The 15,871-nt window shown below is 28.7% G+C and carries 18 protein-coding genes; 10 read left to right on the forward strand and 8 right to left on the reverse strand.

What is annotated here, in order from left to right; genetic code table 11:
• Positions 1-64 precede the first annotated feature (64 nt).
• The gene (locus ACULEV_RS11600) at positions 65-520 is read right to left on the reverse strand and encodes a DUF4442 domain-containing protein (RefSeq protein WP_445455222.1); all 456 of its coding nucleotides are present in this window, start codon (positions 518-520) and stop codon (positions 65-67) included.
• 191 nt (positions 521-711) lie between these two features.
• Here ACULEV_RS11600 and ACULEV_RS11605 point away from each other — a divergent pair, with 191 nt between their 5' ends.
• From ACULEV_RS11605 to ACULEV_RS11625, 5 genes are all read left to right on the forward strand, one after another.
• On the forward strand, positions 712-1,167 hold the full coding sequence (locus ACULEV_RS11605) for a DUF4870 domain-containing protein (RefSeq protein WP_445455223.1): 456 nt from the start codon (positions 712-714) through the stop codon (positions 1,165-1,167).
• Between the two features lie 102 nt (positions 1,168-1,269).
• The gene (locus tag ACULEV_RS11610; protein WP_445455224.1) at positions 1,270-1,605 is read left to right on the forward strand and encodes a PadR family transcriptional regulator; all 336 of its coding nucleotides are present in this window, start codon (positions 1,270-1,272) and stop codon (positions 1,603-1,605) included.
• Positions 1,606-1,610: 5 nt separating this feature from the next.
• Positions 1,611-3,299: a PspC domain-containing protein gene (locus ACULEV_RS11615; RefSeq protein WP_445455225.1), complete on the forward strand. Its 1,689-nt coding sequence runs from the start codon at positions 1,611-1,613 to the stop codon at positions 3,297-3,299.
• A 32-nt stretch (positions 3,300-3,331) separates the two neighbouring features.
• Entirely contained in the window at positions 3,332-4,072 is a 741-nt protein-coding gene (locus ACULEV_RS11620) for a head GIN domain-containing protein (protein WP_445455226.1), read from the forward strand.
• A gap of 131 nt (positions 4,073-4,203) precedes the next feature.
• Positions 4,204-5,037 (forward strand): GIN domain-containing protein, encoded by an 834-nt coding sequence (locus ACULEV_RS11625; RefSeq protein WP_445455227.1) that lies wholly within the window; start codon positions 4,204-4,206, stop codon positions 5,035-5,037.
• Positions 5,038-5,121: 84 nt separating this feature from the next.
• On the opposite strand, the gene trxB is transcribed toward ACULEV_RS11625, so the two are convergent.
• From trxB to ACULEV_RS11640, 3 genes are all read right to left on the reverse strand, one after another.
• Positions 5,122-6,069: a thioredoxin-disulfide reductase gene (gene trxB, locus ACULEV_RS11630; protein ID WP_445455228.1), complete on the reverse strand. Its 948-nt coding sequence runs from the start codon at positions 6,067-6,069 to the stop codon at positions 5,122-5,124.
• Positions 6,070-6,161: 92 nt separating this feature from the next.
• Positions 6,162-7,754, reverse strand: coding sequence for a histidine--tRNA ligase (gene hisS, locus ACULEV_RS11635; protein ID WP_445455229.1), 1,593 nt, complete (start codon positions 7,752-7,754; stop codon positions 6,162-6,164).
• Between the two features lie 69 nt (positions 7,755-7,823).
• Positions 7,824-8,195 (reverse strand): four helix bundle protein, encoded by a 372-nt coding sequence (locus tag ACULEV_RS11640; protein ID WP_445455230.1) that lies wholly within the window; start codon positions 8,193-8,195, stop codon positions 7,824-7,826.
• Between the two features lie 135 nt (positions 8,196-8,330).
• Here ACULEV_RS11640 and ACULEV_RS11645 point away from each other — a divergent pair, with 135 nt between their 5' ends.
• Positions 8,331-9,572 carry an ABC transporter permease gene (locus ACULEV_RS11645; RefSeq protein WP_445455231.1) on the forward strand — a complete coding sequence of 414 codons (1,242 nt, stop codon included), beginning with the start codon at positions 8,331-8,333 and terminating at the stop codon, positions 9,570-9,572.
• A 67-nt stretch (positions 9,573-9,639) separates the two neighbouring features.
• Here the strand turns inward: ACULEV_RS11645 and ACULEV_RS11650 are convergent, their stop codons facing one another.
• From ACULEV_RS11650 to ACULEV_RS11660, 3 genes are all read right to left on the reverse strand, one after another.
• Positions 9,640-10,545: a hypothetical protein gene (locus tag ACULEV_RS11650; protein WP_445455232.1), complete on the reverse strand. Its 906-nt coding sequence runs from the start codon at positions 10,543-10,545 to the stop codon at positions 9,640-9,642.
• 222 nt (positions 10,546-10,767) lie between these two features.
• Positions 10,768-11,655, reverse strand: coding sequence for a peptide chain release factor N(5)-glutamine methyltransferase (gene prmC, locus ACULEV_RS11655; protein WP_445455233.1), 888 nt, complete (start codon positions 11,653-11,655; stop codon positions 10,768-10,770).
• Between the two features lie 4 nt (positions 11,656-11,659).
• Positions 11,660-12,139, reverse strand: coding sequence for a GNAT family N-acetyltransferase (locus tag ACULEV_RS11660; protein ID WP_445455234.1), 480 nt, complete (start codon positions 12,137-12,139; stop codon positions 11,660-11,662).
• 82 nt (positions 12,140-12,221) lie between these two features.
• Between ACULEV_RS11660 and ribD the strand changes: the two genes are divergently transcribed.
• Genes ribD through ACULEV_RS11680 form a run of 4 tightly spaced genes read left to right on the forward strand, consistent with a single transcriptional unit; the run spans position 12,222 to position 15,360 of the window.
• A complete protein-coding gene (ribD, locus tag ACULEV_RS11665) occupies positions 12,222-13,283 on the forward strand; it encodes a bifunctional diaminohydroxyphosphoribosylaminopyrimidine deaminase/5-amino-6-(5-phosphoribosylamino)uracil reductase RibD (RefSeq protein ID WP_445455235.1) in 1,062 nt (353 codons plus the stop codon).
• Entirely contained in the window at positions 13,276-13,881 is a 606-nt protein-coding gene (locus ACULEV_RS11670; RefSeq protein ID WP_445455236.1) for an HAD family hydrolase, read from the forward strand. Before ribD ends, ACULEV_RS11670 begins: the two co-directional genes overlap by 8 nt.
• Positions 13,881-14,738: an EamA family transporter gene (locus ACULEV_RS11675; protein WP_445455237.1), complete on the forward strand. Its 858-nt coding sequence runs from the start codon at positions 13,881-13,883 to the stop codon at positions 14,736-14,738. The genes ACULEV_RS11670 and ACULEV_RS11675 overlap by 1 nt, the downstream gene beginning before the upstream one ends.
• A gap of 1 nt (position 14,739) precedes the next feature.
• A complete protein-coding gene (locus tag ACULEV_RS11680; RefSeq protein WP_445455238.1) occupies positions 14,740-15,360 on the forward strand; it encodes an IMPACT family protein in 621 nt (206 codons plus the stop codon).
• 19 nt (positions 15,361-15,379) lie between these two features.
• On the opposite strand, the gene ACULEV_RS11685 is transcribed toward ACULEV_RS11680, so the two are convergent.
• Positions 15,380-15,781 (reverse strand): acyl-CoA thioesterase, encoded by a 402-nt coding sequence (locus tag ACULEV_RS11685; protein ID WP_445455239.1) that lies wholly within the window; start codon positions 15,779-15,781, stop codon positions 15,380-15,382.
• Between the last annotated feature and the right edge of the window lie 90 nt (positions 15,782-15,871).

Genomic DNA, 15,871 nt, shown 5'->3' on the forward strand with positions numbered 1-15,871 from the left:
CAAAAATACGAAGTATTAAACCTAACATCAATTTAATTAACTAACGTTAACATGTGTTGAAAATTTAGCCTCTTACCTTTATAGTCCATTCAAACAACATTTCAGAAACTTGTTCTCCCTTTTCATTTACTCCTATAGAGGTTACCCAAATAGTTTGACCTTCTTTTGTTTCTATAGCTGTTTGAATGGTTTCTTTAATATCATTTCCTTGTCTGCAAGTAAATGCAATTCTACCAGTTGCTTTTTTGGTAAATGCACCCTTATTATTAGCCACTAACATAGAAATATTAGCACCACTTTCTTTTATCTGATACATAACCAAAGCTCCTGTTGTAAATTCTGCTGCCATAGCTTGTACAGCAAAATACATTGATTTAAAAGGATTTTGATTAAACCATCTGTGTTTAACCGTTACAACACATTCTTCTTTTGTTATGCTTTTTACTCTAACTCCACTCCAGAAAGCAGATGGTAATTTAAAGAACATGAAAGTATTAAGTTTTGAAGGTGTGAACTGCATATTTATACTATTTTTTTGTAAAAATACAAAAAATACTATGCAATCATACTATTTTTATTAATTGTTAATTTTATGTTAAAAATAGGTACTATGTGTTACATAATACCTTTTTTTAGACTTATCTTTGTATAAGAAATTAATAGCTATAAGATAGTTCTTTAAAAATAATCAAAAAACTAAACAAGTATATCATGGAAACATCAAACGAAAAAAGCATAGGAGCATTAATTCATTTAAGTACATTAAGTCAATACTTAATTCCTTTTGGTAATTATTTATTTCCATTACTATTATGGTCTTCTAAAAAAGACAAATCCACTTTTATAGATTATAATGGAAAGCAAGCTTTAAATTTTCAATTAAGTATTTTACTTTATTCTTTAATTGCTTTAGTAATTGCAATACCAACTTGCCTTTATTGGTTTATAAGTATTATAGAAAAATTAGAAATTAGTGAGAATCATGTTACAATAAGAGAAATTATTACCACGCAAAACATTACAGGAATGGTTATCCTTGGTTTAGTAACAATAATTCTTGTTCTCTTTTTAAAACTAAGTGAGTTTTTTCTAATTATTTATGCTTCCTTTAAAAGTGCGAATGGAGAACATTATAACTATCCATTGACAATTAATTTTATAAAATAGTTTCAATCATCAAATCAATCAATCAAATCATCTGAACCCTATTAAAAATTTGGAACAGAAAAAAAATCAAAAAATGAACAGTTTAATTAAAAAAAATGAATTATGAACATTGAAAACACAAAAGCTCAAATGAGAAAAGGTGTTTTAGAATTCTGTATCCTTTCTGTAATAAAAGAAAATGATGCATATACTTCTGAAATTCTAGAGACTCTAAAAAATGCAAAGTTACTAGTAGTTGAAGGAACAGTTTATCCTTTATTAACTAGATTAAAAAATGATGGTTTATTAAACTATCGATGGGAAGAATCTACTTCTGGACCACCAAGGAAATATTATGGTTTAACCGAATTAGGTCAAGAATTTTTAAATGAATTAAACAGCACTTGGACAGAATTATCTGATGCAGTGAATATAATAACACAAACTAGCCAAAAATAATAGTCATGAACAAAACAATAAGTATAAATTTAGGAGGTTTCTTTTTTCATATAGATGAAGATGCGTATCAAAAATTAACACGTTATTTTGATGCAGTGAAACGATCACTTTCTCCAGAAGGAAGAGATGAAATTATAAAAGATATAGAAAGCAGAATAGCAGAACTTTTTCAAGAAAGAATTAAAAGTGAAAAACAGGTTATTAGTTTAACAGAAATTGATGACGTCATTGCTATTATGGGACAACCAGAAGATTACAAAATAGATGAAGAAACATCTTATTCTAGTGATTCTTCTTATACTAACACTACAAGAACTAGTAAATCGAAAAAATTATATAGAGATAAAGACAATGCAATTTTAGGTGGTGTTTCAGCAGGTTTTGGACACTATTTTAACATTGACCCTCTTTGGATTCGATTAGGTATGGTATTAATCGTTATTGCTGGTGTAGGTAGTCCAATATTAATCTATTTACTTTTATGGATTATTGTTCCTGAAGCTTTAACAACCTCTCAAAAACTAGAAATGAGAGGAGAACCTATCAATATATCAAATATCGAAAAAAAAGTAAAGGAAGGAATAAATGAAATTACTGACAAAATAAATAATTTAGACCATCAAAAAATTGCAAATACAGCTAGATCTGGAGCAAATCAAATAGGTTCTACTATAAGTGATTTATTCATTAGCTTTTTTAAAATAATCGCAAAAATAATTGGTGTATTTATCATTTTCTTTTCGGCTTTAGCATTATTAAGTGTTATTGTATGTTCTTTATTTATGATTTTTTCATCATCATTACCTAATTCGTATATTTTCAATAATATTCATACACCACTTGACTTTGATGTTCCTATGTGGATTCAAGGATTATTATTTCTGTTCAGTGTTGGAATACCATTGTTTTTCTTATTAATACTAGGTTTAAAATTATTAGTAACTAATATGAAATCAATTGGTAATTATTTTAAATATACTTTATTAGCTATTTGGATTGTATCAATTATAGGAATTACTTATTTAGGTGTACAACAAGCAACAGCAATAGGTTTTGAAGGTAAAACAGTAAAAAAGGAACAATTATTTATTCAACCTACAGATACTTTACATGTAAGAATGCAGTACAATAATTATTATGCAAAAAGCATTCATGAAAGAGCTAATAATAAATATACACATGATGAAAACAACAAAGAAATTATCTATTCTACAAAAGTAAGAGTGCATTTTCTTAAAACTGAAGAAAGCCAACCTTTTATACAAGTAGAACGCTCTGCGACAGGAAAATCTCATAAAGAAGCAACTAGTCGTTCAGAAAAAATAAGATATAATTTTGAAATTCAAGGCAATAGAGTTAATTTAGACAATTATTTCATAACTGCTTTTGGAAATAAATTTAGAGACCAAGAAGTTAATGTTTATATCTATTTACCAAAAGGTACTTATGTACAACCAGATGAAAGTGTGCAAGACTTTGACTGGTCTGATAATGATTTTTTTGACCTACATTATAGTTCAGATAATTATGTGTATAAAATTGAAGAAAATAAAGCAATTTGTACCAATTGCCCTAAAGAAGAAAACGATGATGACGATGAATCTGAAAGAAGTGAAAATATGTCTATTCGTTTAAACAATAAAGAATTAAAAATCAATGTAACTGAAGATAAAGTTAGTATTGAAGCTGAATAAATCTAAAAATAACAACTAATAAACAACTTGTCATGACTAAATTAATTATTCAAATAACAAAAGTGATTGTAACAATCATCTCGGTATTGTTATTACAATCATGCGTAAATTCAAATTGGAATAACGAAACTATTTCTGGAAACGGAAAAATAGTAGAAGTTAACAGAACGGTAACCGAAGACTTTAATGCTATTTCGGCTAAAAACGGACTTGAAGTAATCATCAATCAAGATAATACTAATAAAATTATAGTCGAAGCAGATGAAAATCTTCAAGATCATATTTTTACTGAAGTAAAAGAAGGAACACTTGTAATTTACTCAGATGTTAATATTTTAGATTCTCAAGCTAAAAAAATATATGTTTCTACATCAAATTTAAATAAATTGTCATCATCTAGTGGCGCAAGTGTTACAAGTGAAAAAGAATTAAATTTTGAAAACCTAGAAGTAAAATCTAGCAGTGGAAGTTCTATTAATATTGATGTTATTGCTAATACTTTGTCCTGCGAAAGCAGTAGCGGAAGTACTCTAATTGCTAAAGGAAAAACGAAATCATTAAATACCAAATCATCAAGTGGAAGTTCTATAAATTTAGAAAAATTAATTGCTGAAAACGGACAATCAAATGCTTCTAGTGGAAGCACAACAAGAGTAAATGTTACCAATGAATTAAAAGCAGATGCTTCAAGCGGAAGTAGTATTAACTATATTTCAAAACCAAATTCTTTAATAATGGAAGAAAGCTCAGGCGGAAGCGTTCATTCAAGATAATATCTTTTACAAAACATCAGTCAACAGCTGATGTTTTTTTTTATATTTGTCTCAAGTTAAACATTCAATTAAAAATATCCTTTTGGAATGATTATTGAATAGTATAATTCATCAAATTATAATTTATTAAAATGAAACAAATCGCATTTTTACTTTTAGTGTTATTCGCATCTACCATTAGTTTAGCCCAAAAAAAAGACAAGATTAAAGGTTCCAAAATTATTACACATACGATAAAGGAAGTCGAAAGTTTTGAAAATATTGAAATTGAAGATAACGTAGAAATTTATCTAGTAAAAGCAGACACTCCTTCTATAGAAATTGAAGCAGATGATAATTTACATGATGTTGTTAATTTTTCTGTAACAGGAAATACACTTCGCATTACAACTCTAAAAACGGTTAGTAGTGCTAAAAAATTTGATTTACGCATTAATTATGCCACTACTTTAAAATTAATTACTGTTAAAAACGAGGCTAAATTACATGCTTTAAATGCTTTACAACTAGACAGTATAACTATTAAGAACTTTGATAATTCTGCTTCTTATTTAAATGTAAATTCTAATTCTTTTACTTTAATTTTAAATGATAAATCGGAAGCAGAAATTAATGTAAAATCACAAAACACAACCCTAGAATTAAGCAAAAATGCAGAACTAAAAGCTTTAATTGCTTCACCAGAAGTAAAAATTGATCTTTACGAAAAAGCCGAAGCAAAAATTGAAGGTGATGCAACAAATGCAAAAATAAGATTAGACAACAATGCCATTTTAACCGCTAATAAATTTAGTGTAGCATCTATAGATTTAACGGTCGAAAATTATGCTAAATGCGAAGTAAATGCAGTTAATGATATTGCAATTTCTGCTTCTGGGAAAACCCAAATTGAACTATTTGGTGAACCAAAAATTGAAATGAGAAAATTCACCAATTCAACTACTTTATACAAGAAAGAAAAATAATTTTTTATTGTTTTTTATTCAAATAAAAATGTCATTCTGTATTTTATAGAATGACATTTTTTATATAAATTATTTTGTTTTCTTTTAGTGCTTGGCGGCTAAATAACGTTCCGCATCTAAAGCAGCCATGCAACCTGTTCCTGCTGCTGTAATTGCTTGTCTGTACACATGATCAGCAGCGTCACCACCAACAAAAACTCCAGGTACATTTGTTTTTGCAGTTCCAGGAATATTTTTAATATATCCTGTTTCATCTAAATCTAAATAATCTGCAAAAATATCTGTGTTTGGTTTATGTCCAATAGCAACGAAAAATCCTGTTGCTGGAATTTCAGTTATTTCTCCAGTAGTTCTATTCTTTGCTTTTACAGCAGTAACCACTTGACCGTCTCCTACAACCTCTTCAGTTTCTGTATGCAATAAAATTTCAATATTTGGTGTATTTCTCACACGCTCTTCCATGATTTTAGATGCTCTAAATTTATCACTTCTAACAAGCATAGTTACTTTTTTACAAATGTTAGAAAGATAGTGAGCTTCTTCACAAGCACTATCTCCTGCTCCAACGATTACCACTTCCTGATTTCTATAAAAGAAGCCATCACAAACCGCACAAGCCGAAACTCCACCACCTAATTTAAGATATTTTTGTTCTGAAGGTAATCCTAAATATTTAGCTGTTGCTCCTGTAGAAATAATTACAGTTTCAGCATGAATTTCAATAGTATCATTAATCCATACTTTATGAATTTCCCCTGAAAAATCTACTTTTGTTGCCCAACCATCGCGTATATCTGAGCCAAAACGTTTTGCTTGTTCTTGTAATTGTACCATCATTTCTGGTCCTGTAACTCCATCAGGATAACCTGGAAAATTTTCTACTTCGTTAGTCGTAGTTAATTGACCTCCTGGCTGTTGCCCTTGATATAAAACCGGAAACATATTAGCTCTAGCTGCATAAATCGCTGCAGTATAACCTGCTGGACCAGAACCTATTATTAAACATTTTACTTTTTCTATTGTATCTGACATGATTTATTTTTATTTATAACGGTTCAAAAGTAAGAATTTTGAGGCAAATGAAAAGTAATATAGATTACAAAATAACTATTTCGTAATAAGGTTTATTTATTATCTGATAATTTGTTCAATAATACCTCAAAACTTACTTTTTCTTGTTCGCCTGTCACCAAATTTTTAATCCCAAATTGATTGTTTTTTATTTCTTCTTCTCCTACTAAAACTGCAAATGGAATTCCTCTCTTGTCTGCATGTTGAAATTGTTTACCAATTTTAACATTATCTGGATACATTTCTACTTTTATTCCTGCTTGTCTCAGTTTTGCAATAGCTTTCATAGCATATTTAGCTTCTTCTAGTCCAAAATTTAAGAATATTGCTTTTGAGGTTGCTGTAACTGTTTCTGGAAATAAGTCTAATTCTTCGATTACCAAAGCAATTCGGTCTAGACCAAAAGAAATACCCACACCACTCATGTTTTTTAATCCAAAAATTCCTGTAAGATCATCATAACGACCACCACCACCAATAGAACCCATCGCAACACCTTTTGGTGCCGAAACTTCAAAAATAGCTCCTGTATAGTAATTTAAACCACGCGCTAAAGTAACATCTAAATCTAAAGTTGCAGTTTGTAAACCAATTTCACTTACATTATCACAAATAAATAATAATTCAGCTACTCCTTTCATTCCTTCTTCAGACGAAGTTAATAAATTACCTAATTTTGCAATTTTTTCAGAAATTGTTCCTGTGAAACTAAATAAAGGTTGCACTTTTTCGATAGCACTTTCAGAAATTCCTTTTTCAAGCATCTCTTTTTTTACACCTTCTTCTCCTATTTTATCTAATTTATCTAAAGCAACGGTAAAATCGATTAATTTATCAGAAGCACCAATAACCTCAGCAATTCCTGATAATATTTTACGATTATTAATTTTAATGGTAACTCCATTTAAACCTAATTGGCTAAAAACGGAATCATATAATTGTACCAATTCTACTTCTTGCCAAAGCGAATTTGAACCTACTACGTCAGCATCACATTGGTAAAACTCTCTAAAACGTCCTTTTTGAGGTCGGTCAGCTCTCCAAACGGGTTGAATTTGGTATCTTTTAAAAGGAAACTCAATTTCATTTTGGTGCTGAACCACATATCTTGCAAAAGGAACGGTTAAATCGTAGCGAAGTGCTTTTTCTGAGATATGTTTAGTTAATTGTCTTGAAACATTATTTAGATATTTTGAAACAAACTCTTTTGTTGAATATAAATTATTTTCTAACTTTTCAAATAAATATTTAGATGTTAAATTTATAATATCTTTAATTTCAATAATTTCACTTTCATAAGAATTAAACATTGCTTCAAATTCCAAAAAAGAAGGGTTATTTGTCTCAAAATAATCTTTCATTTTCTGGATAAATTTTTGAATAGAAATTATTTTAACGATTGTTCTATATGAATCATTATTATCGAAATAATCCCCAGAATTCAAAATCTTAAAAATCAGTCGATCACCTTCTTCTCCATATTTTCCCATTAAGGTTTCCGAGTTTTCAAAAGATGGAGTTTCTATAGGTTGGAAACCAAATTTTTCGAAATTGGTTTTTATAGTACTAAAAATATAATTGCGTTTTGCTACTTCAACCGGTGAAAAATCACGAGTTCCTTTTGGTATGCTTGGTTTTTGAGCCATTTTTGAATTTAGAATTTAGAATTTAGAATTTAGAAAATTGAAATACCAAAAATAAAGTGATTAAATGACTTATTTAAGCTTCTCATTTTCTATCCTTTTTCTAGTGTTTTTAATAATGGTTACAAATATAGAAACTAATTCGTTGGCTTCAAGTATTGCACTTTTGATTTTATCATTTTTTAATAAATTTCTTTCTTGGATAATTTCTAACCAAAATAAAGTTTCATCAGCTTCCTCTAAAACAATATTCATTTTAGATAAAAATTCATTATCACTTCTAGCTCTACAAGAGGCTCTATAATTGGCTCCAACAGAAGTCCCTGATTTTGAGATTTGATAAATAATAACTTTGGAAGATGCGTTATAAGGAATTTCGTCAACAATATCTAGAATATTTAATGTGAATTTTTTTGTTCTAGATTTCAAATCTTTATCACTCATATTTATTTTATTTGAAGTTTTAAAAATACTATTTCTAACTAAATCAATTCTTTTTTTTGACCTTTCAAAATTCTAATTTCTAATTTCTAAATTTATTGTGTAACAAAACCTCTCTTTTAAAGTCTAATAGTCGTTATGGTAGGATTATTTAAAGAAAATACAAGAATTGCACTAGATTCTATAAAGGGTCAGGTGTTGCGTACTGCATTAACGGTTTTAATTATCATGATAGGAATTACCTTTTTAGTAGGAATTCTTACATTAACTAAAGCTTTAGAAAATAATTTATTTGGAAATTTTGCTTCTATGGGAGCCAATACTTTTTCGATAAGTCGTTATGATTTTTCTGCAGAAATTAATCAGAATGATGTAGAGCAAAAAGTAAATCCTATAATCAGCTATCCACAGGCAAAAGCATTTAAAGATAAATTTAATTTCCCTTTTACTACCACTTCTCTTTCCTTCACTGCTGCTTCTGGAATTGAAGTAAAATATCGAGGCGATAAAACCGATCCAGAAATTAACATAATAGGAATAGATGAAAATTTTTGTCCAAACAAAGGTTTGGAAGTAGTTAAGGGTAGAAATTTTAATTCTTTTGATGTTTCCAACAACAATTACGTTTGCATTTTAGGTTCTGATTTTGAAAAAGGATTATTTAAAGATAAAAATCCTTTAGAGAAAACCATTTCCATTCGTGGTGCCAAGTTTAAAGTAATAGGAGTTTTGAAAGAAAAAGGTTCTACTTTTGGAAACAGTCAAGATTTAAGAGTTTTAATTCCCAATCAAATTGCACGTTCTATTTTTTCAGCACCAAATATAAATTATGATTTGGATGTTAAAGTTCACAATGAAGCTCTTTTAAATGAAGCTGTTGATGATGCTACTTTAACCATGCGATTAATACGCAAATTAAACCCTATACAAAAAAATAACTTTGGTATTGAGCGTAGTGATGATTTAATTCAAACTTTAGGCTCTAACTTAGCTGTAATTAACTTAGTGGCTGTAATTATTGGAGCCATAACCGTTTTTGGTTCTACAATTGCTCTTATGAATATTATGCTAGTTTCTGTTAGTGAGCGAACACGAGAAATTGGTATTCGAAAATCACTTGGAGCAAAAAGAAGTACTATAGCTTGGCAATTTTTTACAGAGACTTTTATCATTAGCCAAATTGGAGGTTTTCTAGGCATCATTTTTGGAATAATATTAGGAACTGCAATTTCATTAGTTGCTGGGTTTTCGTTTGTAATTCCTTGGTTAGCAATGTTTGCAGCCTTTATTACTACACTAATTGTAACCATTATTTCTGGTTTATATCCAGCTATAAAAGCTTCTAAATTAGATCCTGTGGAAGCCTTACGATATGAATAACGTTTACTTCATAAAAAACACCCTTTTCATAAATATGAAAAGGGTGTTTTTTTTAGACAATTAACTTTTATATTTTCAAACTAAACTTATTGGTTACAAAGTTCGCTTTTTGATTATCCGCTGGGCCAGTTCCTGCTGTACAAATTTCAAAACCAGCTTGAATACTTGTCAGGTAATTAGTATCACTCATCCAACCCCAACCAACGGCATTATCAATAAATTTTTTTAAAGGTGCATTAAAATATCCTGTTCCGTTGTTACTACCATTATTTCCTGTAAGTTGAACGAAAGTTAATACTTGTTGTTGTCCAATCGAACCTTTATATACGTTATAATATGCATTCCATACCCAAACATTTGACTTCCAAGGTATGTTTATGTCGTTGTTTTCATTTATCGGCCACTGTCCTTTTCTTTTGGTCCAAATCATGATTTCATATTTGTTTGTACTTTGTTGATTTTGATTGGGATCAAACCAAATATCAAAACTAGAATTGTATTTTGAGCCACTACCTCCATCATTTAAAACATACATACTCCATTCTGCTGTTAAATTACTGGTGATGTTTTTAATTTGTTTTGGAAAGCCATTATTGTTATTAGAAACATTATTATAATGTCTTCCATACACTAAACCTGGATAAGATTTTACACCACTGTAAGAATATTTCCCAGTAGTTGTATATGCTTTTACACCCCAATTATTAATATCATTATACCAAACATACTGTTGAGGATCAGCACCATAATCGCCATCATCTAACGACCAAATATTATTCTGTACAAATGCCCACTTATAATCAGGATCATGATAAATACCATATTGACCTGTAACTGTTCCTGATCTAGAAGCAATAGTAGCATCATCTTTTGTTTCTGTAACAAGATCTTGGTTGTCTTGATTGAAATCTTCTTCAGTTGAACACGAACTTAACAACATTGCTAAACAAGCAATTAATAGATAATTTTTCATCTTTTAATAGTTTTTAATAGTTAAATATTTTTTACCAGTTTACTACATCGATATAGCAACTGTTTTGTAAAAGTATTTTAACCACCACTAAAAAACTATAATAAAACAATCACATTTTATAACAATTGAAGCAGTTTTTGTCAATTTGATATTTAAATAGATATTTTTTTATATTAATAATAAATAAACGAGGTTATTTTTACCACATAACCATAAAGTATTTCATAAATTACAGCAGATCATTCTATCATTCCCATAAAAATCTTTTTTAAGTTGAATATTCTGGAAACCTAAATCTTTCAAAAGACGAACAGTTTCGTTCCCTAAGTATTGATTGATTTCAAAAAATAATTTTCCATTAATTGAAAGACTTTTCTGGGCTAATTCAGCAATTTTTCTATAAAAAAGTAATGCATCATCATCTTCTACAAACAATGCTAAGTGTGGCTCATATTCTAAAACATTTTTCTTTATTTCCTGTTTTTCTAAATTTCTCACATAAGGAGGATTTGAAACTATAATATCAAGTTGAGTTGGAAATTGGAAATTGGAAGTTGGAAAATTTTGTAAATCTGAAATTTTTAAGATATCCGTTTTTATAAAATTGACCTCAACTTTATTTTCAATTGCATTTTTTTTGGCTATAGCCAAAGCTTCTTCAGAAACATCAATTGCAAAAACAGTAGCATAGGAAATATTTTTTTTAAGAGAAATAGGAATACAACCTGTACCAGTACCAATATCTAAAATACTAAGCTCTACTTTCTCATTTCTAACTTTCTCTTGACTCTTTATAATCCAATCTACCAATTCTTCTGTTTCAGGACGGGGAATTAACGTATTCTCATCAACAAAAAAACGTAATCCATAAAATTCAGTTTCACCAATAATATATTGAATAGGTTTTTCTTTTTTAAGATCTTGAAGAATTACATTCCATTTTTCTAGTTGTGTTTCATTGATTGAAAAATTGGGTTGCAAAGCTAAATCCACCCTTTTCAATTGATGTAAATACTCTAATGCAATAAAGAAAAAACTCTCTATTTCCATAACATCAAAAAGAGGTTGTAATTGAGTAGTAAAATAGGTTTTATATTCTCTTAAAAGCATCTTGTTATTTTAATTTTTTAGTCATCCAAACTTCACAACTGCTATGTCCTGTACATCCTAATGGAGCAGAAATAGATTCAAATCCTAAATTTGCATATAATTTTTGAGCAGCTTTCATAAAAGAAAGTGTTTCTAAATAACATATTGTAAAGTCTTTTTCCATAGCAAATTGTAAACAGGCTTCAATAATCTGTTTTGCTAAACCTGTTCCTCTTATCTCAGGAGCAAAATACATCTTTTGCAATTCACAGATATGTGATTCTCCATTTTCTAAAGGAGCTATTCCACAGCCACCAAGTACTTTACCTTCATTTTCAACTACTAAATAAATAGCTCTATCTACTTTATAAACCTCGTATAATGTATCTAAAATGGGATCAGCATAAGCAGTTCCTACTTTTGGAGCATCTAATTCTTCAAAAACATCTCTAATAACTTTTGCTATTTGTTGATTATCTTTTTGCTCAATTTCTCTAATTATCATAGTTACAAATTTGTACTGTAAAAGTACGTAAATAGATAATAACGTTATCTAATTTCTATATTAAAAATACTACATTTGTATTATGAATACACATGAATTTTACATGAACCGCTGTATTGAACTAGCAAAAAATGGATTAGGAACTACATATCCTAATCCGTTAGTAGGTAGTGTAATTGTTTATGATAATAAAATTATAGGAGAAGGTTGGCATAGAAAATCAGGTGAAGCACATGCTGAAGTTAATGCTATTCAATCTGTAAAAGACAAATCTTTACTTTCAAAAGCTACTATATATGTTAGTTTAGAACCTTGTAGTCATTTTGGAAAAACACCTCCATGTTGTGATTTAATAATTGCACACAAAATCCCTAATATCGTAATTGGAACCATTGATCCATTTGCTAAAGTTGCAGGTAATGGAATAAAAAGATTAATTGAAAACAATTGTAATGTTATTGTGGGTGTTTTAGAAAAAGAATGTGATGAATTAAACAAACGCTTTTTTACTTTTCATAAAGAAAAAAGACCTTATATTATATTAAAATGGGCAGAAAGCTTAGATGGTTTCATTGCTCCAGATAAAACACTAAGAGAAACTCAGCAAGAAAAATTAAGCCCTGTTTGGATAACTAATTCCTATTCTAGACAAATTGTTCACAAATGGAGAACTGAAGAACAGTCTATTCTTGTAGGAACAAAAACCATTTTAGACGATAATCCAAAACTTAACGCTAGGGATTTTAAAGGAAATAATCCCATTAGAATCATTATTGATAAATCAAATAAAATTTCTGAAACATTTTCTGTTAAAGACGGTAAAGCATCTACCTTTTTCTTTACACAAAATACCATTTTAACAAAAAAAGAAAATATTATTTACGTAAATATTGTTTTTGATACCGATTTTTTATTAAATTTAACAAATCGTTTGCACAAATATGAAATACAATCTATATTAATTGAAGGCGGTTCAAAAACACTTCAGTCTTTTATAGATTTAAATTTATGGGACGAGGCTCGTGTTTTTATAGGCAATACCCAATTGAATTCAGGAATAAAAGCCCCAATTCTTAGTTCAATTCCTAAAAAAACAATTAGCATAATGGACGATACACTTAAACTATTCAGAAATTATGATTGACACAATTATATTTGATTTTGGAAATATATTTATTAATTTAGATTTTAATGCCACTCAAAAAGCATTACAAGAACTTGGTATCAAAGAATGGAATTCTGAATTAGACGCTCTAAACAAGAGCTATGAAGTGGGTAAAATAGATGAATTAGAATTTATTCAAGGAATTCAAAAACACACTAATAATGCAGAATTAATAGCAATTCGAGAAGCTTGGAATGCTTTATTACTTGATTTTCCATTATATCGTCTCGAATTCCTTCAAATGATTTCATCAAAATATCGTTTATTCCTTCTAAGCAATACCGATTCCACTCATATAGATAAATTTGAACACAAAGTAGGTCAATCTTTTGCAAGAGATTTTTATAGTTGTTTTGAAAAAGTCTATTTTTCATTTGAAATTGGTAAAAGAAAACCAGATAAAAATACTTATAAGTACATCATTAGCAATCATAATTTAATTCCTAAAAAAACGCTATTTGTAGATGATAAACTAGAAAATATTGAAGGAGCTAAAAATGTAGGTTTACAGACTTGGCATTTAAATCCTAAAAATGAAGATGTTACTTCATTGCTTGAAATAATAAAAACAATTTAATGGGTCATTTATTATTAGCTATTTTATTTTCGTCAATTCTTTTTTTTGTATTCAAATCATTTTCAAAATTCAATATTAACACACTACAAGCTATTATATTTAATTACATCGTAGCTTTTACAGTTGGTATAATAGTTAATAAAACTAACTTTTCTGTTTCAGAAACTTTATACAAACCATGGCTTTTATATTGTATTTATCTAGGTATTCTTTTTATTACTATTTTTCTTTTCATGGGAAAAACAGCTCAAAAGAATGGTGTTTCTGTAGCATCTGTAGCCAGTAAAATGTCATTAATTATTCCTGTACTATTTGGAATTTATTTTTTTAAAGAAGAAATAAGTTTATTAAAAACCATTGGGATTTTTATAGCTTTAATAGCTGTTTATTTCACTACTAAAAAAAATGATGCTACTATTGAACCTTCCAATTTTATATACCCTCTTTTATTATTTATTGGTTCAGGTGTTATTGATACTAGTTTGAATTACATTCAAAAAAAATGTTTACAGGATGAGGAAACTGCTTTGTTTTCCTCTTTAACATTTCTAAGTGCCTTTATTATAGGAATTATAGTTTTAATTTATCAAATTATTAAAAAGCAATTTACTTTTCATTTTAAAAACTTACTTGGTGGCATTCTATTAGGCATTCCAAATTATTTTTCTATGTATTTTTTAATTCGAGCACTTCAAAATGAAAAAATTCAGAGTGCTACATTATTCACATTAATAAATATTGGTGTAATTTTGCTCACTACTATTTTTGGCATTCTTTTATTTAAAGAAAAACTTAAAAGACATAATTATATAGGTATTGCATTAGCCATTATTGCATTATTATTAGTATCCTTTTAAAATGAGCGATTTTTTTACAGACACTTACAAAACAATTGAAAAGCCTTCAGAAGAAATTCTATTTAAAGAAAAAAACAGTAAATTCTTTGGATATGCATTTCCAGTAACCAATGAAGAACAAGTTAAAGAGTTTATTAGTCAATTAAAAAAACAACATCACACAGCAAGACATTGGTGTTATGCCTTTCAAATTGGAACAGAAAACATCTATTATAGAGCTAATGATGATGGAGAACCAAATAATAGCGCAGGAGCGCCCATTTATGGTCAAATACAGTCCTTTGACGTTACCAATGTGCTAATAGTGGTAGTTCGATACTTTGGTGGAGTTAAACTAGGTGTAGGTGGTTTAATTTCAGCTTATAAAACAGCTGCACAAATGGCTCTTGCCAATTCAGTAATAATTAACAAAACAATTGACATACATTACCTACTTACATTTGACTATAAAAACATGAACAAAGTAATGCGAGTAATAAAAGAACAGCAACTTACTATTATTTCACAAAAGATGGAAATGAATTGTCAAATTGAAATTACAACCCGAAAACAAAACGAAGAAAAAGTAAAAGAAATTTTTGACGCCTTATTTGAGATTGAAATAAAAAAACTTGCTGAATAGTTTTTCAACAAATTTCGTTTTAAAGTTTTTTCAATCGTTCCATAACATAATCTGGAGGCAAAGTTGGACGACCTGTTTTCATATTAACAAATACCAACATAGAATAACCAGTTGTTAACAACTCAACCTTTTCATTATAAATTTCATAGTCAAATTCTATCTTAACAGAAGACTGACTTTTAAAGATAGTTTTTACTTTTAATAAATCATCATAACGAGCTGGCTTTTTATAATTCATATTTAAAGCGACCACAGGTAACATAATTCCATTTTCTTCCATCCATTTGTAAGAAATTCCCAGGTTTCTCAACCATTCTACTCTTCCCATCTCAAAATACTGGGCATAATTCCCGTGATATACCACTCCCATTTGGTCAGTTTCAGCATATCGAACTCTTACATCAAATTCATATTCTCTCATATTAAACACTTCTTAAATTAACATCAACAAATCATTAATAGGCTTACAATATTTTTTTTAAAAAATCAATAGCCTTTTTGTTTTTTTTTA

The sequence above is a fragment of the Flavobacterium sp. HNIBRBA15423 genome (genome assembly GCF_052655965.1).